We start from the raw sequence: 23,075 nt of genomic DNA, 5'->3' as shown, positions 1-23,075 counted from the left end.
CAAGCCGTGAAACTATCTTGTACTATGGAAGCCAGGAGAAATATTTATGGGAACGATCAGGGACGAGCTTGCGGTAAAGATCAAATCTTTGCCGGATATTGAGAAGATTGAACTGGTGGATTCCATCCTTCTGCAGCTCGACAGGCCAGACCCGGAAATTGACCGGATTTGGGCGGACGAGGCTCGCAGGCGCTGGCAGGCGCATAAGCAGGGCAAAATGGAAACGGTCCCCTATGGTCAAGTCATGGACAAACATCGCATCGCATGAAAGTACGCTTCCTCAAACCCGCGCAATTTGAGGTTGATGACGCCGTGGCTTGGTATGCATCCCAATCGGCCGGATTGGATACGCAATTTCTCGACGATCTGGATAAGGTTATCAGAAGGGCCGTGGCGTTTCCTTTTTCGTGCGTGGAAATCGAGGAAGGTCTTCGGCGCTGTTTGTTCTCCCGGTTCCCTTATGGGATTATTTACGGCATGGATTCCGACACAATCTTTGTGGTCGCGGTTGCGCATCTTCACCGCGAACCGCGATATTGGATTGAAAACATGGCGAAGGAATCGTAGGGAGGCCGGAATGCCGCGCCTAAAATCCCACCCCGTTCCCCGCCAGCCTTTAAGGGGGGACTTTAGTACATCGGCCCGATCCTGCCCCCGCGAAGGCGGGGGGGCCGACTTTCCCGCGTTGACAGAGTAGACAATCAGGGAGCGGCGGAGCTGGCGGAGCCAGACGCGCACAAACCGCCGCGGAAATGGCCTATAGGCCGCCGCCATGCCTACCGCCCAATGCTACAAAGCAAGACCTGGCCCTGATCACTCTTTTTCCGCGCGGCGGGCGGCAAGCGTTACTCCTACTAACAGACCGATGGCCGCCATCAGGCCGTAGGTGAAGAGTTTCAACGGGCCGATTTGCAGTATTACCGGAAACATCAGCCGACCAGCACTTTCATCGCGGCGGCATGCCCGAACGCGGCAAGCCCGTCTTCCAGCGGGTAGGACGCCTCGACCATTGGTTTCAACGTCATCTGTCCGGTTTCCATCCGGGTAACATGGGTTTATTGCTTTGTCCGGCTTTTCACCGCCGCTTCCCCTTTCCACAAGAGATAGGGGGTGGATTTTGCATTTCCCATCGCTTGCTTGATAAGCTCCGGGTCGGAGGCGCTGTTGCCCTCCAGCAATGATTTAAAAAGGTTGTAATAGAATTGATCGGGATAAACCCATACTTCAAATAAAACGGTTGCTGTTCCAGCCGTTGCTCCAACGTAGACGAACTGATGGGTTCCGTTGGGAGGGATACGGGTATCAAACTCCTCTTTTTCAAGATCGATGCTTACTTTGCGGCCGATAAAATCCTCTCTCTGCGATCCGGCAATGGTTTTTCCCGACGTATCCACGGAAAACGCTTTTATTGCAATAAGCGGCGTGACATAGGTCGGGAAATAATGTCCCGCGCCAATGTTTGAAATGGTCAATTTCGCCGGGCCTCCCTCCCGCGAAATGGAGATGTCGACCGCGCGAAGCGTCATTTCTTTATCATGAATGCCTTTGAAAAGATGGGCACGATCCGGCATATGGCAGCTCTGGCACCGCACCCCCTGTTGCGCCCACGCGCTTTGCTTCCATTCGCGGTAGGTGTTTGTAAGTAACTTCCCGTTGAGGCTGTAACCTTCATCCAATTGGTGGCACGCGGCGCAGAATTCCGATTTTTGGAAAAAATCGCGCGATTCTGATTTGCCGTGTTTGCCTATATCAGCTTTTGCTGTTTTCAGCCCGCCTGATGGGGGCGGTCCAACCACTTTGCCGTTACGTATGTGACATGCCGCGCAGCTTACGCCTGATTTTTGCAATGCCGCATCGAAGCGGCGGTTTGGATGATATTTTTCGTTTTCCTTTTCCTGAACTTCCTGCTGCTCCAGAAGGGGCGCGTGGCAGGTATAACATGAAAGCGCGGTCTCAGGATATTCTCCAACATCCAGTTGGCCCAGCAATCCCGGACCCACCGCTTTGGCATGGAGCGATTCCTTCCACCCCTCGTATTGCGTGGTATGACAGGAGCCGCAACTTTGGGGATAAAGTGAAAAATCACCCTTTCCGGCGGGCGCGGGACGATGCCAGTGCCCTGAAAGGGAAGGCTCTCCCCCGGTGGAAGACAGGGGGGAGAGCGCAATTCCCGATAAAAGGATAAATGCGAAGAAGCTTATTTTTTGCCGCAAGGGTTCTTGGCGCACGGATTCTTCGCGCAGGGGTTTTTCGTTTTTCCCTGCTTGTCGTGTTTCATTCCCTTCATTGAACAGGGATTCGCCGCGCACGGGTTTTTCGCGGCGCAGGGATTCTTCGCGGCGCACGGGTTCTTACCGCAGGGGTTCTTCCCCTCGGCCCACGCGGGCGTGCCGGCCAGGCCGATGGCGGAGGCTAGAACCGCCGCAACAAACAGTTTCGTCATGCGTTTCATTTCAATTTTCCCTTTCATAAAACCGATTATATCAGGACGCACCATGCGCCGTTTCCATCCATTATTTCTTTTTGAAGGATGCCGCATACTGCCGGTAATAGGCGGTCATGGCGGTCATTTCGATGGAGTTCGGGTCAAGCGGATCTCCCGCAATCGGGTTTATCATGCAGTAATTGACCATTTGATCCAGCGTAACGATGTCGCCGGTCATTTTTACGAAATGCGGCCATCCTTTTACCTTGTTGAGGTTCAAATGTTCATGATCGGCGTGGCACGACATGCAGGAAAGACCGCTCGTGCCGAGTTTTTCGTCATTCCAGAGGCGCTCCCCCATGGTCACAAGCTTTTTGTAGTCGGTGATATGGGTGTTGCGGATCGGCTTGTTTTGCCCCTTGGCGCACGGGTTGGCGGCGCAGGGATTCGCCCCGCAAGGGTTTTTCACGCCACAGGGATTTTTTGCGGCGCACGGATTCTTCCCGCAGGGATTACCCGGTCCGGCGAAGGCGTCGCCGCTTATCCCCACGGCCAAAAACAGCCCCGCAAGAAACAGAAACAGCTTTTTTTCATCCTGACTTCCATCCTTTATTTTTATTATGTTTTAGTTCCCGCCGTCCGCCGGGGCGTTAGCCCCGGTAAGACGGAAAGGGGAGAATCATCGCCATTGTTAAAATCTTCCCTATGGATAAATACGGCGCGGGCTGGTTCCAGCCCGCCGGGATTATTTCTGATTTTCACCTTTCCGCCTTGAACAGTTCCGCCCTTTTTTTGCCGGTGGCTTTAGCTATCGCGTGTTCGACGCCAGCGTTTCTCATCCGGCCGGCCACGACATGGTGTATGTAGGATACCGAGTAGCCGAGCGAATCCGCGACGTCCGTCAACGTGAATCCCCGGCCCTTCAAAGCGAGAAATGCTTTGCTCTTCGCCCTCCTCAGTGCGATTCCTTTTATTATCCCGTCACCCATTGCGCCTCCCATGTTCAACATCATACCCAAATTAGTGACGCTCACCTCTAAAACATTACAGGTTGCCCCGCTCTCAAACCCGCCTCCTCAAACTGCCGGTCAGATTGACCATTAAAATAGGAGCCATCGGGCGACTGAAAAAGCGCTTTCTTATGACCGCAGGGCGTGCATTTCGGCGTTTGCGTAGCGCAACCGGCTTGCCAGCAGCCGCGCAAGGCCGTCCAGCAGGTTGATCGCGGCCATCTTGTGGTCCCCCGCGAGGTCGTCAAAAGCTTTCCGCGAAAGCACATACAGATCGGAATCGGTGTAGGCGAGCGCGGTCGCCGACCGGGCGCTCCCGTCCAGAAAAGACATCTCGCCGAAAAAGGTGCCCCGCCCGAATGTGGCGATGTGGTGGGTATGGTTCTTATCCAAAGGAAGCAGTATGCGAACCTCCCCCCTTCGTATCAGGAAAAGCTCGTCGCCGGGATCGCCGGAGGCAAAAATCCGTTCGCCGGCCTTAAACGAGCGCTTCTCCATCCGCGACTCAAGGACGGCCAGGGTTTCTTCCTTCCGCCCCCTGAAAAGCTCCAGTTCATGCAGCTTAAGGCGCTCTTCCTCGGCGCGTTCCACGGCGGCCCCCTTGAGGATGCGGTCTTCCACCCATTGAATGGCGGCGTCAAGCTCGTTGAAATCCCTTGTCGTGCTTTTCCATTTTACCAGCCCCACTTGGTCAAAGTACTCCTGGATGTCCTTTCCGCTTGGAATATTTTTGGGGATCTGGCTGAAAATCAGGAATCCGTTGCGTTCGGCGAGCCGGGTCTTGACCTGTTCGAGCATATGCGTGGCCGTCATATCCACCGTTTGGACGCGCCGCATGTCCAAAATGACGTAGGTTCGCGTTTTTATCTCCTCCTCGATGGCGGTAAAGAGCTGATCCGTTGTCCCGAAAAAGAGGCTCCCCTGCAATTCGAAGATCACCATCTGGTTTCCGCGCTGTTTCAGTATCTCCATCTCCTTCTCCAGGCGTATATGCTTGGAGGATATCTCGGTGCCATACGTCTTGCTCCGGATGACCCTGCCGCCGATCTGCTCGCGGATGAACAACGCGACGGCAAGCACGACCCCGGTGCCCGAGGCCGCGATCAGGCTTACCGTAAGCGAGACGATGACGACCGCGGCGATCACGGCAAAGTCGAGGACGGTCGAGCGCGATTTCAAAAGGCCGAGTGTATGTTTGTCGATCATCCGAAAGCCGATTACTATCAGAATGCCGGACAAGGCGGCTATCGGCACCCTGGCTATCACGCCGCCCAGCAATAGAAACGCGATGAGCGCCAAAATCCCCTCGATGATGCCCGAGAAGCGGCTCGACGCGCCGCTTGACATGTTTACCAGCGTCGCCCCCATCGTGCCCGCGCCGGGGATTCCCCCAACCGCCGCCGATGCGATATTGCCGGCGCCTTGCGCCACAAGCTCGCGGTTGGAGTCGTGCCGGGAACTGGTGAGGCTGTCCAAAACGACGCAGGTTTTAAGGGTGTCGATCGAAAGCAGCACGGCCAGCGTCATGGCCGGCTCCATCAGCCCCATGAAATCGGCCAGATGAAGGCCGCCAAAGGACTGCCAGCGGCCGGTTATGGCTTCCGCCAGTCCGCCTCCCGCTCCGCCCAGAGGCCCGATAACCAGGGGATTGTCCGCAAGCGTCAACAAGGATCTGTCCGCCAGCCCCAGCAGAAAATATGAAAGCATGCCGGCAAACAGCGCAATTATGGCGGCCGGAACGGCCTTGGTGATTTTGGCGGCTCCCAGCATGGCCGCCATCGTCACCATGCCGACCACCATCCCCTCCCAATTCCATAAATTCAGCGAGGCGAGCGATTCCCAGAAATGGACGTTTTTAGGCACCCCCAGGAATTTTGGCACCTGGCTGGCGATAATGTATAAACCGACGCCGCTGAGATAGCCGCTGACGACCGGGTACGGCATGTATTTTATCAATGTGCCAAGGCCGACGGCCCCGAAGATGACCTGAATAATTCCGGCGATCAAACCCAACAAGGCCAGCATCAGGAGGGCCGATTCAATGCCGTTTCCTTTATGCAGGTATTCGATGACGAACGCCGTCAGAACGGCCGCCGCCGGGGCGCACGGGGCGGTGATCAGGCGGTTGGTTCCGCCCAGCGCCGGGGCCAAAAGGCCAAGCGCCGTCACGCCAAGAATTCCCGCAATCGCCCCTTGCGCGGAAAAGGAAGCGCCAAAAGGGGAATAAATGGCGACGCCAAAGGCGATGGCGGAGGGCAGGGCAATCAACATGGCCGTCAGGCCGCCCCAGAAATCACCCGAAAGATTATCGCGCTTCATTGTAAATCCTGTTTCCCTTTATCCCGCTTTTGAACCGGCTCCAATAGTAATCATCATAATAGCGGTTTTCCAGCTTTATTCGGCAGATTAAGGCGCGCACGGCATTATTGTATTTGCTTCAATCGTGATTCCGGTTAAAATCGACGCATGAAATTCCCCGAATATCGTGGCAGACGCATCCGCATGTCCGAGGGGTTGAGGCGGATGACGCGGGAGTTCCGGCTTTCCCCCGACAACCTGATTTATCCTTTGTTTGTCACCTTCGGCAAGGGGATAAAGGAAGAGATCGGCTCGATGCCGGGGAACTACCGCTGGCCGGTGGACAAGCTGGCGGCGGAGGCGAAAGAGATTCAATCGCTCGGCATCCCGGCGGTGATCCTGTTCGGCATTCCGGAGACCAAGGACGAAAAAGGGACGAGCGGCTGCCAGCCGGACGGCGTGGTGCAAAACGCCATCCGCGAGATCAAGAACGCCGCCCCGGAACTGGTCGTTATCACCGATGTATGCATCGACGAATACACCACGCACGGCCACTGCGGCATCGTGGGGCCGCACGGAAAAATACTGAACGACGAAACGCTGGAAATGCTGGCGCTGATGGCCCTTTCGCACGCCGAGGCCGGCGCCGATATGGTGGCCCCGTCCGACATGATGGACGGCCGCGTGGCGGTGATACGCAAGGCGCTGGACGCGCGCGGTTTCAGCGATATCCCCATCATGGCCTACGCGGCGAAATACGCATCGGGCTTCTACGGCCCGTTCCGCGAGGCGTGCGACAGCGCCCCCAAATTCGGCAACCGGACGACCTACCAGATGGATCCGCCCAACGCCCGCGAAGCGCTGCGCGAAGTGGCGCTCGACATCCAGGAAGGGGCCGACATCGTCATGGTGAAACCGGCGCTTTCGTATCTGGACATCATCCGCGACGTGCGCACCCGCTTTGACATGCCGGTGGCCGCCTACAACGTCAGCGGCGAATACAGCATGGTGATGGCCGCCGCCGAAAAGGGGTGGATAGACGGCCACCGGGTGATGATGGAGGTGCTCCTCTCCATCCACCGCGCGGGGGCCGACATGATTTTGACCTACTACGCGAAACAGGCGGCCAAAGACCTCAACGGCTGACCCCGGCGGGGAAAAGGGAAAAATGACGATAGACATTTTGACCGGTTTTCACAACGAATTGTCCGCCGCCATTGACGCGGTTTCGGGCATCGCGGGAAATCTTCTATCCGCCGAGCTGGAAGAAGAACATCAGGCGGTCGCAAAAGAAGTCGCAAAGGCTTTTGAAGGGGTCGCGGAGAAGAAAACCGAGCAGGTTCACACCATCATCACTATTTTGTTGATTCCCGTGGGGCTGCTCGTCGGCGCTTTTCTGCTCAAGCTGGCCTATGATCTGTTCACCGGAACCGCCGACAAGGTGGGGAAGGGCGTCGGGAGCATCTCCAGCAAGCTGAAGGCCGCGGTGGCCGGGGATGCCAAAGGCGCGGCGGCGAAAAACGACAGTACCGCCAAATTGCCGGCCATGCCGAAGGATCCTTCCAAACCGCAAAGCCGCCCGCTGCTTCTGGGGCAGATCATTACCCGGTTCATAAACCCCACGCTTTCGGAGCGGGAAGTGGAAAATGCCGTGCAGCTTCAAAAGCAGTCAAACAGCGGCAAGAAGATCGGCGAGATTTTGGTGGAGCAGGGCGCCGTTACCCAGGACGACGTGCATCGCGCGCTGAAAATCCAGAAGAAAAACCACTAAGGCGCAAAGGCGCGGCATCGCCGCAAGCCGGGCATGGGCGCGCAAAACGGGCGCGGTGGGGCGGCAGTGCTTTTTTTGCGGCCTGTCAGCGGGCCAGGATGGCCACGACGATCAGCTCCGCCGCGAGGATGGTGGAAAGCGATATGGCCAGCGGCGCAAAGTTATCGTCGATGAACACATAGACTTCGCGGAGACTCGCCCGTTCAATGGCGTTCTTGGCCTGTTGCGCGGCGACGATGACCGTCGAAAAAAATCCTATGGAAAGCGCCTTCATTTTTTCCCCCGTATCTGCGGACCCTTGAAAAAGGGGCTGGAAACAAAGAGTTCCTGCGCCATTTTCTGCGCGATCTCGTCGGAACGGACCACATAGGTCTGCTCCCGAATCTGCTTCCGGTACTTTTTAATGAGGTCCATCCTCAAACCGGAACTGTTCCCGACGTTCTTGTCCATTACACACCCCACTTTTCCTATGAATAACTTATCGGCCCGGCAAAAATTTCCCTTTAGGCCTTTTTAAGGGGGGAGATGAAATGGCGGGGACTTTTATAATGCGCTGAAAAACGGGTTGTTATTCCGCCATCCGTTGGCGTTCCCAATACCGTGAAACATAAAACACCACCGATATCCCATCATGGGCGGCGGTAATGGATAACAAAAGATTTCAGCGGCGGGGGGTGGCGGCGAACGCGGCCCGTTTCACAGTCCGTAGCCGCGCCCGCGCCGCCGCATTCACGGCAACGCGGCCTACATCACTCCCGCGAGGTCGAGATAGTCGAGCGGGTTGAGCCGGTACTTCTGCGGGTCTTCGTAGCCGATGATCCGGTGGCGCTCCCCGGCGGGGCCGTCCAGCGCGATCTCATGCGGAGTAATGCGCAGGTGCGTGCCCTCGTCGTACACGGCGATAACCGTGGGGGTGAGCATGGAGCGCTGCCCCGGCACCGCCACCACCGCCAGCAGGCCGCTTTCCAGCCGCACCAGCGTGCCGACCGGGTAGATGCCGACGCATTTCACGAAATACTGGGCCATCTCGGCGTCGAAGTGGTGCTTGCTCCACTCGTATATCTTCCGTATCGCCTCGGCCGGTTCCAGCCCTTTGTGGTAGATGCGGTTGGTGGTGATCGCGTCGTACACATCGGCCAGGGCGGCCATCTTCCCGTAACGCGAGATGTTCTCGTGGTCGAGCTGTAAGGGATACCCTGTGCCGTCGAACCGCTCATGGTGCTGGCTGGCCACCTCAATCGCCTCGAAGGGTATCCCCTTGGTGCCAATCAGGATGTCGTGACCGTGGGTGACGTGGCTTTTCATCAAGTCGAATTCCGCGTCGGTGAGCGGCCCCGGCTTGTTGAGGACGGCGTCGGACACTTTCATCTTGCCGATGTCGTGCAGCAGCGCCCCCACCCCCACCTTCTGTATGGTTTCGCGGTCGATGCCGATGAAGCGGCAAAACGCGATCATCAGCACGCAGACGTTCACGCTGTGCATGAACGTGTACTGATCCTTGCTCTTGATGCGGCTTAAGGAGGCAAGCGCGTCGACGTTGCGGAACACCGAATCGACCAACTTCTCCACCACATGGTTGGCCTCTTCCAGCGCCACCTGCTTGCCCAGCCGCGCCTCGTGCAGAATGCCGGTCACCACCTTTTTCGCCTCGTGTTTCACCGCTTTGGCGTGGTGTATCTCCTCTTCCATCGGCACCGTGTTAATCACCGTCCGGTCCATCTCGACCAGCCGGTGCATCTCTTCGTGCAGCTCTTTTTGCACATCTTCGCGCTTTTTCCCGCGCCCCTCCCCCACATCGGAACCCTTCCGGGTATCGATGTAGAGTTCCCGGATGCCGAACGCCTTTACTTTTTCAACGGTATGCGCGTCTTTTACTAGAACCGAATTGGTAAGGAAAGGATGCTCAAGCCAGCCGCAGTTGAAATCGGCCACGAACATGCCGGGCTCGAGCTGTTCCACCGTAATCTTTTTAATCATGGGAAGTTAGACCCTGCCATTAAAAGCGTTTTCTCTTGATTTCACCCATCCGTTCCAATAAAATTAAAATTCATGGGAAAGGGAAGGTTCAACGGGTGGGCGGTCACACTTGCCTCCACATTTATTCTAGCATCATCTCCGCTTTATGCATCCACTCCGGAACTTGCCGGGGAAGAACCCCTCTCCGCCGCCGCGCTGGAGCCGGACTATCAGGATGACCTGTTCCCCGAACCGGCGGTGTTGCGTCCAAACGTGAATTTTTGGCTCGACGTTTACACCAAATACGACGAGAACCAGGCGATCCTCCATGACAGCGTGAATCTCGACATCCGCTACGAGGTGGTTGATCTGGACGAAGCCTACCCCCGCGCCTCGCGCCGTTATGCGGCCAGGCAGCTCACATTGCGCAAACGGCAAATAGCCGATGCGCTGAAGCGCCTCGCCCGGCGGGAGGGGCGGTGCGAAGGGGAAGGGGAATGCCGGATTGCCGCGCTGTTTGGCAACACGCCGGATGCCCGCGTCTACCGCGAGGCGTCGGAGCAGTTGCGGGTGCAGTACGGCCTCAAGAGCCGCTTCAAGCTGGGGCTCATCACCAGCGGACAATACATGCCCGAGATGAGAAGGATTTTTGAACGGTACGGTGTGCCGCTGGATCTGCTGGCGCTGCCGCACGTGGAAAGCTCGTTCAACGTCAAGGCATACTCCCGCGTGGGAGCCGCCGGCATCTGGCAGTTCATGCGCTCCACCGGCAAGCATTACATGAAGATCAACGGCCAAACGGATGAACGGCGCGACCCGCTCATCGCCACCGAAGGGGCCGCCAAGTTCCTGCGCGACAATCATGAACACCTGGAAAGCTGGCCGCTGGTGGTCACCAGCTACAACCACGGCAAGAACGGCATGGCCCACGCCAAACGAATCTACGGCGACGACATCGCCGGCATCATCAAAAATTACGACGGGCCGGCTTTTGGTTTCGCCAGCCGCAATTTCTACTGCGAATTCCTGGCGGCCCGCCGCATCATGCAACACCCCGAACGGTACTTCGGCAACATCGACTTCCACTCGCCGCTCGAATTCGACGTGGTGAGGCTGCAAAACCATGTACGCATCCGCGACTTGGCGCGGTTTTACGACATGAAAGAAATCGCGCGCCTCAACCCGGCGCTGCATAAGAACACCTTGGCGAGCCAAGGCTTGCTCCCGCGCGGCTACACGTTGCGCATCCCCCACGGCACAGCCGCCGGTTTCGCGCAGGTGGCTTCGTATACCCCCACGCCAGCCGAGTTAGCGCGGGCCGTACCCGCCCCAAACCCCGCGCCGGCCGGCCGCAAGGATTACGGCGCCGTGGCTCCCGGCGGGGAATATGTGGTCGATCACGGCGATTCGCTGTACAGCATCGCCATGAAATACAACACCACCGTGACGGCGCTGAAAGAACTTAACGACATGGGTCGCCGCAGCCGGATCAACCCCGGCCAGAAACTGGCATTGCCGGCCGAGGCGGCTTCGCAAATCATGCCGTCCGCGCGGCAACCGTCAACAGAGGCGGCTTCGCCCCAACCCGCCGCCAGCCGGCCGCACGCGGGCGTTGAGCCGGCGCCGCGTGACCGGCCCGGCGATGGTAAACATTCCATCGGCGCTGAATACGCCGCGCTCTTTGCTTATATGTCCAATCGGGTGGCCACGTTGATTGGCTGGAACAGCGCGCCGCCGCCCGCCCCCGTTGCGGTTGCGGCGGCCGCAACGGCGCCCCCCATCCAGCCCGCCGCCGTATCCCGCCCGGTGCCGGGCAAAGACAGGTTCCGCGTCATAAAGGCGGAGGACGGCTACGGCGTCATATCGGTATTGCCGGAAGAAACCCTGACCCATTACGCCGACTGGGCCGGCGTTTCCACCCGCGAAATCATGCGCCTCAACAAATGGCGCCGCCCCGCGCTGCATCTGTGGCGGACGGTGAAAATCCCCATGGACAAGACCGATGCGGATACTTTTGAGCGGCGCCGCAATGATTTCCACCAAAGCCTGTATAAGGATTTTTTCGACAGCCATAACGTGAAGGAGGTGGACGACCGCGTGCTTCACCGCGGGCAAACGGCATGGACGATCTGGAACGGCCAGCGTGAGGTGCCGCTATGGCTGATCTCCCTGTACAACGAAGGGAAGCAGCTCGACCGCCTCCACGCCGGGGAGATACTCCGGATGCCGGTTATCGAAAAAAAGTCCTTCTAACCGCGCGGCCCGATGTTGCGCCAAAGGCCGAATACTGATACAGTTCACGGCAATATATGCGCGCGGAAACAGTGTTAACGCCAGGGGGGTATCCCCCTCATTGTAAGGGGCTTGGATGATATTCGATTCGCTGTTGGGGCTCTTTTCAAACGATCTCGCCATAGACTTGGGCACCGCCAATACCCTCGTGTTCGTCAAGGGGCGCGGCATCGTGCTGCGCGAGCCCTCGGTGGTGGCCGTGCATGCCGAAAGCAAGAAGGTTCTGGCCGTGGGGCATGAGGCGAAAAAGATGCTCGGCCGCACCCCCGGCTCCATCGTGGCATTGCGCCCGATGAAGGACGGCGTTATCGCGAACTTCGAATACACCGAAGCGATGATCCGCCACTTCTTCCAGAAAGTGCATAACCGCAAAACGCTTATCAAGCCGCAAGTGATCATCGCCGTGCCCAGCGGCATCACGCAGGTGGAAAAACGCGCCGTGCGCGACAGCGCCCTGAGCGCGGGCGCCCGCTATGTCTACCTCGTCGAGGAACCGATGGCGGCCGCCATCGGCGTCGGCCTGCCGATCGAAGCCCCGTCGGGAAACATGATACTGGACATCGGCGGCGGCACCACCGAAGTGGCCGTCATATCCCTCTCCGGCATCGTCTATTCCCGCTCCGTCCGCGTGGCGGGCGACGAACTGGACGAAGCGGTGATCACCTACATGAAACGCAAGTACAACCTCCTTATCGGCGAACGGATGGCGGAGGATATCAAAATCAAGATCGGCTCGGCCTACCCCCGCGAACAGAAAAAAACGATGGAAGTGAAGGGGCGCGACCTCGTGGCCGGCATCCCGCGCACGCTCATCGTCAGCGACGAAGAGGTGCGCGAGGCCCTGAGCGAAGTGGTGGCGGTCATCGTGGATACCGTGAAAACCGCGCTGGAGCGCATCCCGCCCGAACTGGCCGCCGATATCGTGGACAAGGGAATCGTCATGGCGGGCGGCGGCGCCCTGCTGGGGGGGCTGGACGCCCTGTTGCGCGAGCAGACCGGCCTGCCGATCATCGTGGCGGAAGACCCGCTCTCGGCGGTGGCGATGGGCGTGGGCAAAACGCTGGAACACCTTGACCTCCTCAAGCAGGTCGCCATCTAGCACGGCCCCCGCCCCGGACCGTTCCGCGGGAGGATAAAGAACGCATGGGCCGCCTGTTCCAAAAATACGAAAACCTGATCCTGCTGTTCTGCCTCCTCATCTTCGCGGCGGTGCTCCTTTCCAACAACGCCCGCGAAAACCGCAAGCCGAACCTGATGGAGCGCGCGGTGCTGGCCGCCGTCACCCCTTTCCAGAACATGGTCACCGGAACCGTCCGCGGCGCCATAGCCGGCTACCACCGCTACTTCTACCTCGTGGACACGGCCGCGTACAACGACGAACTGCTCCGGATGTTCCATGAACAGGTGTTCAAGAACAACCAACTGCGCGAAGAGCTGAAAAAACACCGCCGCGTCGACGAAATGCTGGGCAACGGCGCGCTGAAGCCGGACAGCCTGCTGCTGGCGGAAGTGGCGGCGTGGGACGCCACCAATATCGCCCGGACGATGGTCATCAACCGGGGGGACGAGCAGGGGGTGCGCGAGGGAATGGTGGCGATGACCCGCCTGGGGCTGGTGGGGCGCGTGGTGGCCGTCACCGCCAACGCCGCGCGCGTGCTGCTGATCACCGACGCGCGCAGCGCCGTGGACTGCTATGTACAGCGCACCCGCACCCGTTGCGTGGTGGTGGGACAAAACCGCAAACGGTGCGACGTGCTCTACCTGCCGGTGAACGCCGATGTGAAAGCGGGCGATATGCTGATCTCCACCGGGCTGGGGGGCATCTACCCCGCGGGCCTGCCGGTGGGACGCATCGCCACGCTTGAGGCCGGCTCCAGCAAGCTCTTCTTCAAGGCGGAGATGGTTCCCGCCGCCGACCTCGAACGTTTGGAGGAGGTCATCATCACCACGGCTCCGCCCGAAATTCCCGATGAACTTAAAAGCGAGGGGCCGAAGAAAAAATGATACCGGCAGCGCAGATGGCCGTTTTTTTCTTCCTCTTCATCCTCCAGACCAGCGCGCTGCGCATGTACACATCCATCGCGCCGGACACGGCGCTGCTCGCCACGATCTGGTTCGCCCTGCGCCACGGACGCTATGCGGGACTGGATAGCGGCGTGCTCGGCGGACTGCTGCAGGATATCGCTTCGTTCGGCATGATGGGCATCAACCTGCTGTCAAAAGGGGTTATCGGGCTGCTTGCCGGCTGGCTGAAGGAAAACCATCTGGTGGAGTGGAACAGCCCGGTCACCTGGATCATCACCATCGGCGCGGGTACGTTCATCAACGGCCTCATCTTCCGCAACTACGCCATGTCGTTTTTCGATTACCACCCCGGACTCTTCGGCGACATCGGCCGGATGATCCTGCAGACGCTCTACAACCTCGCGGTCGGCCTGCCGCTCTTCTCGTTCCTCATCGCCCTCGAAACCAGAATGCGCCGCCTCCTCAATATCAGAGAAATCTGATTTCGCAACGGGTTACGTTCAAGATTCGCTTTGTACAAATATCACAATAATAGCAAATATGGCAAGTATCGCTTATACTATAACCAATAAAGGAGAACCCCCTATGACCAGACTCAAGGTAAGCGCGGCGCGCAAGGATTTCGCGGAAACGATTAACAAGGCCGCCTATGGCAAAGAGCGGATCCTCATCGAAAAGTTCGGCAAGGATGTGGCCGCCGTGGTGCCTATCGACGATCTGCGGCTCCTTGAAGAACTGGAAGATCATCTGGACCTGGAATCCGTCCGCAAAGCCATCGCCAGCCCTAAAAACAGCAAGCCGGTCGCCTGGAATAAGGTGAAAAAGGATTTGGGCCTTTGATCGTTGAAATCCTTCCAACTGCGATTAAGGAACTTAAAGCCCTTCCCGTGAACATCCAGCGGCAGATTGCGGGGAAAATCGACTCCCTCGCCAAAAATCCTTTCCCCGCAGGCTATAAAGCGCTGAAAGGCGAAGATACTTGCCGCATACGGTCGGGAGACTACCGGGTTCTATATGTTGTAAACAAAAAAGCCAATGTCCTGACAATCGTAAAAATCCGCCACCGCAAAGACGCCTACCGGGGTTTATAACGAAGCCCGGCTACTTCAGCAAATGGGCGAGGGCGGCGCCGGGGTCGGCATCGCGCATCAGGGCGTTGCCGATGAGGAAGGCGTCGATCCCCTGCCCCATCAGTTCGTCCATCATGTAGCCGCTGGTGATGCCGCTTTCGCTGACCAGCAGGCGGGCGTTTTTCACCAGCGGGGCGATTTTTTTCGCGGTGCCCGTATCAACCTTCAGGTCCGGGTCTTTAAAATCGCGGTTGTTGATGCCGACCGCATGCCGCCCGGCGGGCAGCCACGCCGCCTCCTCCGCGTTATGGATTTCGAGCAGCGGCTCGATGCCGGTCTCCTGCGCGAGGCCTATCATCTCCTGAAATTCCTCCTTCGACGCGAAATTCACCGCCATGAGCAACACCGCGTCGGCCCCCCATGCGCGCGCCTCGTATATCTGATACGGTTCGATGATGAAATCTTTCCGCAGCACCGGGATGGAGACCGCATCTTTCACCTGCGCCAGAATGCCCAGCGACCCGCCGAAGAAAACCGTATCGGTGAGCACCGAGACGGCCGCCGCGCCGTTGGCCTCGTACCCCTTGCCGATGGCGGCGGGATCGAAATCCTTGCGGAGCTGGGCGTTGCCGGGGGAAATGCGCTTTATCTCGGCGATGACCTTCCGCTTCGCCTTCGCCGCCAAAATGCCGCCGGCGAACGGCCGCGGCTTGTCGGCGTCCTCCGCCTTCTTCTTCATGTCGTACAGCGGCACGACGCTCCGGGTGTGATGCACCTCTTCCCGCTTGTTATCCAATATCCGCTTCAGCAGCGGATGGATCACGCCGGTTTTATTTTTAGCCATAGCGGCTCCACCTTCTCCTTTACCGCCGGGGTCATTGCCAGATCGTCCGGCCATTCGCGCGTGTGTCCCTCTTCCGGCATTTTCTTCGTCGCGTCGATAATCAGCGCCCCCTCCCGCCGGATGAAATCGCGGCGCGGGTCGGTATTATTAAACACCTTCCACGTCACGGTTGAAAGGTCTTTTGCGCCGATCTCCTTGTCCACCACCGCCACGATGTTCACCATCATCCCGGCCGGCCCCGCCAGCAGCCGCGCCCCGGCGTTTTGCGCCTGCCGCGGCAGTTTCTTGTCGATGCTGACAATCAGCGCGCGGTTCTTTGTTCCCTTCTCCGGGATGCAGTGGTCCAAGCCCCCTTCGGCCTTGACCGCCGCGGCGATAGCCGCTTCGTCCACCGGCTTCAGATCCGGCGGGCGGCGGGGAGATTCCCCTTGCAGGCGCGGAGTGGCGTCTATCCCCAGCTTGCCGCCGCGCATCGGCACGGGGGACGAATGATCCAGCACATCGAGCACCCCTTCGCTGTAGAAGAGGTCTTCATCAATGTCGAGGTTATCCATCAGCAGGCGGAAGACGGCGCGGTAATCATGCACGTCCACGCCTTCGTCCACCGCCAGTATCATTTTGGCGAAGCTCATCTGCCCCGCGCCCCACAGCGCGTTCATCAGCCGGTGCGCGGCGGCGGGGAACCGTTTCTCCATCGATACGATGACGCAATTGTGAAAAACCCCTTCCCACGGAAGATCGAGGTCTTTCACCTCCGGCGACACGGTGCGGAGCATCGGCAAGAAGATGTCGCTGGTGGCGCGCCCCATGTAGCAATCCTCCATCGGCGGTTTGCCGACGATGGTGGTGAAATAGACCGGGTTGCGCCGGTGCGTGACGGCGGTGACGTGAAACACCGGATAATAGCCGGCCAGCGAATAGTAGCCGGTATGGTCGCCGAACGGCCCTTCGATGCGGAGTTCCTCCGCCGGGTCGACATAGCCTTCGATGATGATCTCCGCTTCGGCCGGCACCCACATATCGATGGTCTTGCACTTGGCGAGCGTCACCGGCTTTTTGCGTATCAGCCCCGCCAGCAGCAGCTCGTCGATGCCGCGCGGCATCGGGGCGGTGGCGGCGTAGGTGACCACCGGATCGGTGCCGATGGCAACCGCCACCTCCATCCGTTTTCCCGCGCGTTTGTAATCGTGAAAATTGTGCGCGCCGTCCTTGTGGATGTGCCAGTGCATGCCGGTGGTCTTTTTGTCGAACAGCTGCATCCGGTACATGCCGATATTGCGCCGCCCGTCGAGGCTTTGCGTGAAGACCAGCGGAAAGGTGATGAACCGCCCCGCGTCGTCCGGCCAGCAATGCAAAACCGGCAATGCCGTCAGGTCTATCGCGTCGCCGGTATGCACCACCTCCTGGCAGGGGGCCGCGCCGCCGATTTTGCGCGGCGGGAACTTCGCCAGGTCAAAGAGGGTGCCGAGCATTGCAACCTTGTCCGCCAGCGATTCGGGCGCGGCCATGTGAAGCAACGCTTCTATCTGATCGGCGATCTCTTTCACATCCGCAACGCCCAGCGCCATAGCCATCCGCCGGTGGCTGCCGTATGCGTTGATGAGCAGCGGCATGGCGCTCCCTTCAACATTCTCAAACAGCAGCGCCTTGCCGCCGCCGGGAAGCTTGCTCATCCGGTCGGCTATCTCGGTGATTTCGAGGACGGGGCTGACCGGCTCTTTCACGCGGACAAGCTCCCCCGCCGCATCGAGCGCGGCGATGAACTGTCCGAGGTTTTCGCAGGTGCGGCGCTTTGTCATCGGGTCAAATGACGACAAGCGGCCGGCCGGTCATTTCCGGCGGCTGCGGCACGCCCATAAGCTTGAGGATGGTGGGGGCGATGTCGCACAGCGCGCCACCGTCCCGCACGAGCGGCAGGCGGCGCGGGCCGTACACGTGGAACGGCACCTGATTGGTGCTGTGCTGCGTCATCGGATTCCCCTTCGCGTCGAGCATTTCCTCGATGTTGCCGTGGTCGGCGGTGATGATCATCCAGCCGCCCCCCCGCTTCACCGCCTCCATCATCCGCCCCACGCAAGCGTCGACGGTCTCCGCCGCTTTCACCGCCGCGGCAAACACGCCGGTGTGCCCCACCATATCGCCGTTGGCGATGTTGACGATGACCGCCGGGAAGCGGCCGGAGGCGACGGCATGCACCACCTCGTCGGTCACCGGGTCGGCGCTCATCTCCGGCTGGAGGTCGTAGGTGGCGACGCCCGGCGAGGGGATCAGCTTCCGCTCCTCGCCGGGAAACTGCTTTTCCACCCCGCCGTTGAAGAAGAAGGTGACGTGCGCGTATTTTTCCGTTTCGGCGGTGCGGAACTGGGCAATGCCGCGCTGCGCCAGCACTTCCCCCAATGTGCCGGCCAGCGGGTGGTTCTCAAACGCCACCGGCAGGGTGAACTCCTTGCTGTACTCGGTGAGGGAGCAGACATGCACACGCGGCGTTTTTTTCCGCGCGAAGTGTTGGAAGTCCGGGTCGATCAACGCCTTCACCATCTCCCGCACCCGGTCGGAGCGGAAATTGAAAAACTGCACCACATCGCCGTCATCGATGGTTGCAACGGGCGCGCCCGCTTCATCCGTCATCACCGTCGGCTTGATGAACTCGTCCGTCACCCCGGCGGCGTAACTCTCCTCGATGGCTTTCACCGGGTCACGGCCTCTCTTCTCCGCCTCTCCCAGCGCCATCGCGTCAAAAGCTTTTTCCACGCGATCCCACCGGTTGTCGCGGTCCATGCCGTAGTAGCGCCCGATAACGGTCGCCACGCGGCCGCAGCCGGTCTCTTTGATGGCCTCCAGCAACTGGCGCATGTAACCCGCCCCGCTGGTGGGGGAGGTGTCGCGGCCATCCATCAGCGCGTGAACGTAGACGCGGTCAAGCCCCTCACTCTTCGCTTTTTGGAGAAAAGCGATCAGGTGTTCGATGTGGCTGTGTACGCCGCCATCCGACAGAAGGCCGATGAGGTGGTACTTCGTGCCGTCGGCTTTTGCCTTTTTGACGGCGTGGTCGATGACCGGGTTCTTGAAAAAATAACCGTCCTTGATGGCGTGGTTGATGCGGGGAAGCTCTTGGCGGATCACCCGCCCCGCGCCGATGTTCAGGTGTCCCACTTCGCTGTTCCCCATCTGCCCTTCGGGCAACCCGACGGCCTCGCCGGATGCGTTGATGAATATCGGGGGGAACTCTTTTTCGAGATAATCGAAAACCGGCATCTTCGCCGCTTTCAGGGCGTTGCCCTTTACGGTATCGGTGTGTCCCCACCCGTCGAGGATGCAAAGCAGTACCGGCTGATAGCCGTTGTTATTCATGCGTCCCATTCTACTTTCTAATCGTCCGCCCCTCAACAACACGTTTGCGGCGCAAAAAGGCGAGTTACTGCAAATTCAAAGGTTTGGCGCAGGCCATAATTGAAAAAAACCGCCGCCGCCGCCACGGGGAAACAATCGCGGCAAACAAAAGCAATTCAGTGCTTGAAAAATGTGGGCCGTTGGAGATAATACCTGTTCGTGCCGAAGTGGTGGAACTGGTAGACACGCAAGATTCAGGATCTTGTGCCCGTAAGGGTGTGGAAGTTCGAGTCTTCTCTTCGGCACCATATTGACCCTGACCCGTCCCGTCCGGGACGGTTTTGAATACAGCGCATCCTCCATAACGGGGAGAGGCGCATCCGCGCGGGAAAAAGAATAAAAGGCGGCGGGAGCCGATGGCCCCCGCCGCGCACGAGGAAAGTCAGTTAAAAGGCAAATTCAAACATCCCGTAGCCCCATGAAGAGGTATCGCTGAAGCCGGAGCGGCCCTTGGCGGCCTGGCCGGGGGCGAACGTCGAGTACCCCGCCGTTATTTTCACGGATTGGTTGTAGGCATAAACGGCCGTCAGGTCGATTTCCTGGCCGGCGTCGGTCGACGTTTCGGTGTTTGCGGCCCATAATGTGCCGGTGCCCGCCACGTTCAGCCATGCGTCTTTCGCCTGGGCCAGCGCAAAATTGTGGTACGCGATTTCCGCCGTCAGCTTTTCGCTCGGCTTGCCCTTAATCTTGAACGCCAGGTCGGTCATATTGCCCCAGCTGAAGTAATCCATGTAACCGTAGTGGCCGTGATTCGTGTGGAACGGGAACACGAAGGTCTTGTGCGTTTTGGCGTCGGACTGGTCGTCGCCGCTCCCCATGTCATACTCCGCGCCGATCCGCAGCCCGCCCATGACATCGGCAATCGTGTAACCGGCGGTGACGGCGAAGGCGTTGGCGGATTGATCGACGGTTGCCGACCACTTGCCGCCCTGGAACGCCCCCTCGGCGGTGTAATCAAATGCGCCGGCCTTGCCGCCGAAGCGGAGGCCATAGGTGTTAACGCTGCGCGCGGCGTCGTTTTTCCAAACGAGGTAGTAAACGTCCAGCTTGTTGCCTTCACCCGCGGGCCAGATGGTATAGAGGCCGTACAGGTCGTCGTCATTGGAACTGTCGCTCGACTTAAGCTGGGTTTCTTTCAGCTTGGCGAAGAAGAGATCGATCTGCGCCGCATTGAGGCGCGTGGTCACCTTGTAGGCGTCGAATGCGCGCCCGTTATCGCTCCATCCGAGGTGGCCGAGAAGCCGCTGGTCGCCATACACCAGTTGCTGGCGCCCAATCTTGAAATCGACCGGAGCGCCCCCCACGTTTTCGAGCATGAACCACGCCTGGTAGACATCCAGCGATTGCCTGTCCGATCCCCTGCTGGCATACGCCGTCTGGGAAGCGGCGGTGGTGGTGCAGGCGGTGCCGGCGGTCACCTGGGCCTGCGTACAGACCGTGGAACCGCCGTAGGACGTGCTCGCATTGCCGGCGCTCTCGGCATTACCCACATCGCCCCAATTGCGGGAATCCTGCACCGAGATGAACGCCTTGACGCCGCTGTCGGTCTTGATGTCGAAGTTCAAGCGGATGCGCTGGCCTATATACCCTTTGTTGTCATCGACTTTATCATTGAAGTCCGCGTTGTCCCGCATTTCCGGGCGGAAGCGCATTTCACCGCTGATCTTCACTTTCTCCGGCGGCGGAGCGGGCTTCGCGCTCTCCTGCGGGGCGGCCTGCGCGCTGTCATCCATCACCGCCTTCACATCATCGTCGGTGATAAGCTCCTTGGCTTTGAGCATTTTCAGCACGGCCTGACCGGTCGCCTGCTGCGGCTCCGCCATCGCTACCCCCGCGAAAGCAAAAATAAGACATGGAAGGAGCAGTACTATTCGCGTCTTCATGGATTTCCTTTCTTCTTAGTCACCCTAGATCACCCTTGACACCCTCAATCGCCCTTACAAAATCTGCATCCCGTCCGTTTCCTTTAAGTAAGTTGAAGCCCATTCGGTGAAGTTTCTTCCGTATCAAACTTTCTCTTCCCCCAGAAGAAAACCGTGTTTGATTGAAACCCCATGACATGAAACCCCAGAAACCCTAAAACCTAGGGGGAATTTTACCATTCCGGCGGAAATTTGGCAAAAGCAATGTTGCCGCAACGGGATAAGGAATAAGAAAGCCCGCGCGGCCGAGGAGGTTAATCTCGCCGCGCGGGCTGGGGAGGGACTGGTTAGAAGTGGTATGTCATCATCGCGAGGATGGTGTCGTTTTTCGGCTCGGTGCCGCCGCCGGGCATGGTTTCGCCTTTCTGGATATAGTTGGCCTGGATGCGGATGTTGTTCTTCAGCAGATAGTAGTTCAGGCCCACCGTGATCCATTTGTCCTCGTTTTGGCCGGAGGATCCCAAAATCTTGTCATTGCCGTCATACTTCATGTATTCATAGCGCAGCGCCAGCGAGAAGGTATCGGGAACAAGCATGTAGCCCGCCTGCACGGTGTAGGAACTCTGATTCGCGGTCTGTTCGGCCGCGGCGGCGTCCCAGTACTTCACATCGCGGAGAATGTATTCCGCGGTGGCCCAGAAGCCGCCGGCCTTGAACTGCGCGTCGATCTCGGTTCCGTTGCTCGCCTTTTCGGTGCTGGCGGACGCCGCGCCGGTGGCGGGCGCGTCATCCGAGGTGTAGTACGAAGCGCCGATGGCGAACTTGGTTACGCCTTCGAAGTTCTCCTGGGCCGGCGCGGTGCCCGATCCCATGTTGCCGAGGGGGTGCAGTTCGATGCGGGCGCTATACAGGTATTTGTTGTTGTCGTTGGCGGCGCCGTTCCCGGTGTAAATCTGGTTGGCCAGCTTCGTGCCGCTAAGGCTTCCCGGCTGTACATAGCCATTGAAGATGCCAAGCTGGTAGAAAAGCACCTTGTCCAGCGCATAGTTCTGCCACGATACGCCGACCTGGCGGTACGGGGCAAGCGACGCGGTAAGGTTCCGTTCCACGAATGCGATCTTCTTATCGGATGTCAGCGCGTCCAGCGAGAACGGCACATAGTGGTTGCCGACATCGAATTCGCCGAAGCCCGGAGTGACGCCGATGTAGGCGTCTTCCAGATAGACGGTGTTCACCGACTTGGTATTGCTGGCGGTGGTTGTGCAGGCGGTTCCGGCGGTCACCTGGGCCTGCGTACACGTGGTGGATACCGTGGTGGCGGAAGGCACGGTCTTCTGGGCCACCTGGCCGAACTCCGGCTCGATCTTCACAAACGCGATCGGGCTGATCTGGGCCTTGAATTCAAGGCGCGCGCGGCGGATAAAAAGCGTGTCGGTGACGGGGCTTGCCGCGGTGTTGTCGCCCATCACGTTTTTGTACTGCGTCTGAAAGCGGCCGCCCATTTCAATCTTGGCGGTATCGCTTCCGTTGATCGCTTTGATGTCGTCGTCGGTAAGAACCCCCTTCTCCTTCAGCTTCTCGATCAGCGGCTTGTCGCCGATCATCTGGCCGGCGAATGCCGGGGCGGCCGCGGCAAATAATACCGCAATTGCCAACGCTAAAATCTTCTTCATCGTTCTCCGTCTCCCAATCATTAAAGGTTAATGGCTTGTTCAATAACTGCCGCCAACTATAAACGTTCAGTGTTACGTGGGCATGAGCGTTTAATGACAATTTGGTTAAGATTGCCGCGAGCCGGACGCGTACCCCGCGCCTTACATACACCCGATCACGATTTCTTGAAGGTGATCTTGTATTTCAATTCCTTTTGCGCCGCCAGCCATTCGACCGGTTTCCCGTCGATCTCGGCATACGGATACATGAAGTAGTTCAACGGGCCGCCCTTCTGCGGCGGGTTCAGGTAATATCCCCTGCCGCCCGTCGCCACAACAACCCGATACGGATCAACGGCGTTGAAATAGTATTCACGGTATTTCGCCGCTTCCGCCGGATCGTTTTCCAGCTTCTTCTCCAATATCGCCTTCCGCACGTCGGCCGGGTCGGCCGGCACCCAACCCGCTCCGGGGACATAG

23 protein-coding genes, 1 tRNA gene and 1 pseudogene are annotated in these 23,075 nt (G+C 59.0%); 11 read left to right on the top strand and 14 right to left on the bottom strand.

Translation table 11 applies throughout. The features are described 5' to 3' along the window. Positions 1-46 precede the first annotated feature (46 nt). Positions 47-268 carry an addiction module protein gene (locus HZA03_05090; protein ID MBI5637327.1) on the top strand — a complete coding sequence of 74 codons (222 nt, stop codon included), beginning with the start codon at positions 47-49 and terminating at the stop codon, positions 266-268. Further along, entirely contained in the window at positions 265-567 is a 303-nt protein-coding gene (locus tag HZA03_05085) for a type II toxin-antitoxin system RelE/ParE family toxin (protein MBI5637326.1), read from the top strand. The genes HZA03_05090 and HZA03_05085 overlap by 4 nt, the downstream gene beginning before the upstream one ends. Positions 568-813: 246 nt before the next feature. Here HZA03_05085 and HZA03_05080 read toward each other — a convergent pair whose 3' ends face one another. The 5 genes and pseudogenes from HZA03_05080 to HZA03_05060 form a co-directional block, all read right to left on the bottom strand. Then, positions 814-930, bottom strand: coding sequence for a prolipoprotein diacylglyceryl transferase (locus HZA03_05080; protein ID MBI5637325.1), 117 nt, complete (start codon positions 928-930; stop codon positions 814-816). 125 nt (positions 931-1,055) lie between these two features. Then, complete coding sequence (locus tag HZA03_05075; GenBank protein ID MBI5637324.1) at positions 1,056-2,345, bottom strand: hypothetical protein; 1,290 nt, start codon at positions 2,343-2,345, stop codon at positions 1,056-1,058. Between the two features lie 501 nt (positions 2,346-2,846). Then, positions 2,847-2,939, bottom strand: a pseudogene (locus tag HZA03_05070) (cytochrome C peroxidase). A gap of 244 nt (positions 2,940-3,183) precedes the next feature. Next, positions 3,184-3,330, bottom strand: coding sequence for a hypothetical protein (locus HZA03_05065; GenBank protein ID MBI5637323.1), 147 nt, complete (start codon positions 3,328-3,330; stop codon positions 3,184-3,186). Between the two features lie 234 nt (positions 3,331-3,564). Further along, complete coding sequence (locus HZA03_05060) at positions 3,565-5,754, bottom strand: SLC26A/SulP transporter family protein (GenBank protein MBI5637322.1); 2,190 nt, start codon at positions 5,752-5,754, stop codon at positions 3,565-3,567. Positions 5,755-5,901: 147 nt separating this feature from the next. On the opposite strand from HZA03_05060, the gene hemB reads away from it, so the two are divergent. Continuing rightward, positions 5,902-6,879 (top strand): porphobilinogen synthase, encoded by a 978-nt coding sequence (gene hemB / locus HZA03_05055; GenBank protein MBI5637321.1) that lies wholly within the window; start codon positions 5,902-5,904, stop codon positions 6,877-6,879. A 22-nt stretch (positions 6,880-6,901) separates the two neighbouring features. Beyond that, the gene (locus tag HZA03_05050; GenBank protein MBI5637320.1) at positions 6,902-7,504 is read left to right on the top strand and encodes a hypothetical protein; all 603 of its coding nucleotides are present in this window, start codon (positions 6,902-6,904) and stop codon (positions 7,502-7,504) included. A gap of 85 nt (positions 7,505-7,589) precedes the next feature. Here HZA03_05050 and HZA03_05045 read toward each other — a convergent pair whose 3' ends face one another. The 3 genes from HZA03_05045 to HZA03_05035 form a co-directional block, all read right to left on the bottom strand. Continuing rightward, complete coding sequence (locus HZA03_05045; GenBank protein MBI5637319.1) at positions 7,590-7,778, bottom strand: hypothetical protein; 189 nt, start codon at positions 7,776-7,778, stop codon at positions 7,590-7,592. Then, on the bottom strand, positions 7,775-7,954 hold the full coding sequence (locus HZA03_05040; GenBank protein ID MBI5637318.1) for a flagellar biosynthesis anti-sigma factor FlgM: 180 nt from the start codon (positions 7,952-7,954) through the stop codon (positions 7,775-7,777). Before HZA03_05040 ends, HZA03_05045 begins: the two co-directional genes overlap by 4 nt. A 294-nt stretch (positions 7,955-8,248) precedes the next feature. Next, the gene (locus tag HZA03_05035; protein MBI5637317.1) at positions 8,249-9,481 is read right to left on the bottom strand and encodes an HD-GYP domain-containing protein; all 1,233 of its coding nucleotides are present in this window, start codon (positions 9,479-9,481) and stop codon (positions 8,249-8,251) included. A gap of 72 nt (positions 9,482-9,553) precedes the next feature. Here HZA03_05035 and HZA03_05030 point away from each other — a divergent pair, with 72 nt between their 5' ends. From HZA03_05030 to HZA03_05005, 6 genes are all read left to right on the top strand, one after another. Continuing rightward, complete coding sequence (locus tag HZA03_05030) at positions 9,554-11,713, top strand: transglycosylase SLT domain-containing protein (GenBank protein ID MBI5637316.1); 2,160 nt, start codon at positions 9,554-9,556, stop codon at positions 11,711-11,713. Between the two features lie 115 nt (positions 11,714-11,828). Then, positions 11,829-12,851: a rod shape-determining protein gene (locus HZA03_05025; GenBank protein MBI5637315.1), complete on the top strand. Its 1,023-nt coding sequence runs from the start codon at positions 11,829-11,831 to the stop codon at positions 12,849-12,851. A gap of 44 nt (positions 12,852-12,895) precedes the next feature. Next, positions 12,896-13,756 carry a rod shape-determining protein MreC gene (gene mreC / locus HZA03_05020; protein MBI5637314.1) on the top strand — a complete coding sequence of 287 codons (861 nt, stop codon included), beginning with the start codon at positions 12,896-12,898 and terminating at the stop codon, positions 13,754-13,756. Further along, positions 13,753-14,259, top strand: a complete 507-nt coding sequence (locus tag HZA03_05015; GenBank protein ID MBI5637313.1) for a hypothetical protein — start codon at positions 13,753-13,755, stop codon at positions 14,257-14,259. Before mreC ends, HZA03_05015 begins: the two co-directional genes overlap by 4 nt. A 103-nt stretch (positions 14,260-14,362) precedes the next feature. Beyond that, the gene (locus HZA03_05010; protein ID MBI5637312.1) at positions 14,363-14,617 is read left to right on the top strand and encodes a type II toxin-antitoxin system Phd/YefM family antitoxin; all 255 of its coding nucleotides are present in this window, start codon (positions 14,363-14,365) and stop codon (positions 14,615-14,617) included. Further along, the gene (locus tag HZA03_05005) at positions 14,614-14,868 is read left to right on the top strand and encodes a type II toxin-antitoxin system RelE/ParE family toxin (protein MBI5637311.1); all 255 of its coding nucleotides are present in this window, start codon (positions 14,614-14,616) and stop codon (positions 14,866-14,868) included. Before HZA03_05010 ends, HZA03_05005 begins: the two co-directional genes overlap by 4 nt. A 10-nt stretch (positions 14,869-14,878) precedes the next feature. Here the strand turns inward: HZA03_05005 and HZA03_05000 are convergent, their stop codons facing one another. The 3 genes from HZA03_05000 to HZA03_04990 are packed head-to-tail and all read right to left on the bottom strand — an operon-like array spanning position 14,879 to position 19,042. After that, the gene (locus tag HZA03_05000) at positions 14,879-15,691 is read right to left on the bottom strand and encodes an indole-3-glycerol-phosphate synthase (protein ID MBI5637310.1); all 813 of its coding nucleotides are present in this window, start codon (positions 15,689-15,691) and stop codon (positions 14,879-14,881) included. Continuing rightward, the gene (locus HZA03_04995) at positions 15,667-17,490 is read right to left on the bottom strand and encodes a menaquinone biosynthesis decarboxylase (GenBank protein MBI5637309.1); all 1,824 of its coding nucleotides are present in this window, start codon (positions 17,488-17,490) and stop codon (positions 15,667-15,669) included. The genes HZA03_05000 and HZA03_04995 overlap by 25 nt, the downstream gene beginning before the upstream one ends. 4 nt (positions 17,491-17,494) lie before the next feature. Beyond that, positions 17,495-19,042 (bottom strand): 2,3-bisphosphoglycerate-independent phosphoglycerate mutase, encoded by a 1,548-nt coding sequence (locus HZA03_04990; GenBank protein ID MBI5637308.1) that lies wholly within the window; start codon positions 19,040-19,042, stop codon positions 17,495-17,497. 200 nt (positions 19,043-19,242) lie between these two features. On the opposite strand from HZA03_04990, the gene HZA03_04985 reads away from it, so the two are divergent. After that, positions 19,243-19,329 (top strand) — tRNA-Leu (locus HZA03_04985). Positions 19,330-19,467: 138 nt separating this feature from the next. On the opposite strand, the gene HZA03_04980 is transcribed toward HZA03_04985, so the two are convergent. The 3 genes from HZA03_04980 to HZA03_04970 all read right to left on the bottom strand — a co-directional run bounded on the left by HZA03_04980 (position 19,468) and on the right by HZA03_04970 (position 23,053). Beyond that, positions 19,468-20,904, bottom strand: coding sequence for an alginate export family protein (locus tag HZA03_04980; protein MBI5637307.1), 1,437 nt, complete (start codon positions 20,902-20,904; stop codon positions 19,468-19,470). A gap of 386 nt (positions 20,905-21,290) precedes the next feature. Then, positions 21,291-22,616 carry a hypothetical protein gene (locus HZA03_04975; protein ID MBI5637306.1) on the bottom strand — a complete coding sequence of 442 codons (1,326 nt, stop codon included), beginning with the start codon at positions 22,614-22,616 and terminating at the stop codon, positions 21,291-21,293. Positions 22,617-22,771: 155 nt separating this feature from the next. After that, positions 22,772-23,053 carry a hypothetical protein gene (locus tag HZA03_04970; protein MBI5637305.1) on the bottom strand — a complete coding sequence of 94 codons (282 nt, stop codon included), beginning with the start codon at positions 23,051-23,053 and terminating at the stop codon, positions 22,772-22,774. Positions 23,054-23,075: the final 22 nt, after the last annotated feature.

The sequence above is a fragment of the Nitrospinota bacterium genome (genome assembly GCA_016217735.1).
Classification (GTDB): Bacteria; Nitrospinota_A; UBA7883; order JACRGQ01; family JACRGQ01; genus JACRGQ01.
Note: the sequence above shows the minus strand (reverse complement) of the source record. Positions and strands in the feature narration are given on the sequence as shown.

Bases quoted from the DNA above. Each gene is read 5' to 3' on its own strand.
- HZA03_05090 (MBI5637327.1), top strand. From the start codon at position 47: ATGGGAACGATCAGGGACGAGCTTGCGGTAAAGATCAAATCTTTGCCG.
- HZA03_05085 (MBI5637326.1), top strand. From the start codon at position 265: ATGAAAGTACGCTTCCTCAAACCCGCGCAATTTGAGGTTGATGACGCC.
- HZA03_05080 (MBI5637325.1), bottom strand. From the start codon at position 930: ATGTTTCCGGTAATACTGCAAATCGGCCCGTTGAAACTCTTCACCTAC.
- HZA03_05060 (MBI5637322.1), bottom strand. From the start codon at position 5,754: ATGAAGCGCGATAATCTTTCGGGTGATTTCTGGGGCGGCCTGACGGCC.
- hemB (MBI5637321.1), top strand. From the start codon at position 5,902: ATGAAATTCCCCGAATATCGTGGCAGACGCATCCGCATGTCCGAGGGG.
- HZA03_05050 (MBI5637320.1), top strand. From the start codon at position 6,902: ATGACGATAGACATTTTGACCGGTTTTCACAACGAATTGTCCGCCGCC.
- HZA03_05045 (MBI5637319.1), bottom strand. From the start codon at position 7,778: ATGAAGGCGCTTTCCATAGGATTTTTTTCGACGGTCATCGTCGCCGCG.
- HZA03_05040 (MBI5637318.1), bottom strand. From the start codon at position 7,954: ATGGACAAGAACGTCGGGAACAGTTCCGGTTTGAGGATGGACCTCATT.
- HZA03_05035 (MBI5637317.1), bottom strand. From the start codon at position 9,481: ATGATTAAAAAGATTACGGTGGAACAGCTCGAGCCCGGCATGTTCGTG.
- HZA03_05030 (MBI5637316.1), top strand. From the start codon at position 9,554: ATGGGAAAGGGAAGGTTCAACGGGTGGGCGGTCACACTTGCCTCCACA.
- HZA03_05025 (MBI5637315.1), top strand. From the start codon at position 11,829: ATGATATTCGATTCGCTGTTGGGGCTCTTTTCAAACGATCTCGCCATA.
- mreC (MBI5637314.1), top strand. From the start codon at position 12,896: ATGGGCCGCCTGTTCCAAAAATACGAAAACCTGATCCTGCTGTTCTGC.
- HZA03_05015 (MBI5637313.1), top strand. From the start codon at position 13,753: ATGATACCGGCAGCGCAGATGGCCGTTTTTTTCTTCCTCTTCATCCTC.
- HZA03_05010 (MBI5637312.1), top strand. From the start codon at position 14,363: ATGACCAGACTCAAGGTAAGCGCGGCGCGCAAGGATTTCGCGGAAACG.
- HZA03_05000 (MBI5637310.1), bottom strand. From the start codon at position 15,691: ATGGCTAAAAATAAAACCGGCGTGATCCATCCGCTGCTGAAGCGGATA.
- HZA03_04995 (MBI5637309.1), bottom strand. From the start codon at position 17,490: ATGACAAAGCGCCGCACCTGCGAAAACCTCGGACAGTTCATCGCCGCG.
- HZA03_04990 (MBI5637308.1), bottom strand. From the start codon at position 19,042: ATGAATAACAACGGCTATCAGCCGGTACTGCTTTGCATCCTCGACGGG.
- HZA03_04980 (MBI5637307.1), bottom strand. From the start codon at position 20,904: ATGGCGGAGCCGCAGCAGGCGACCGGTCAGGCCGTGCTGAAAATGCTC.
- HZA03_04975 (MBI5637306.1), bottom strand. From the start codon at position 22,616: ATGAAGAAGATTTTAGCGTTGGCAATTGCGGTATTATTTGCCGCGGCC.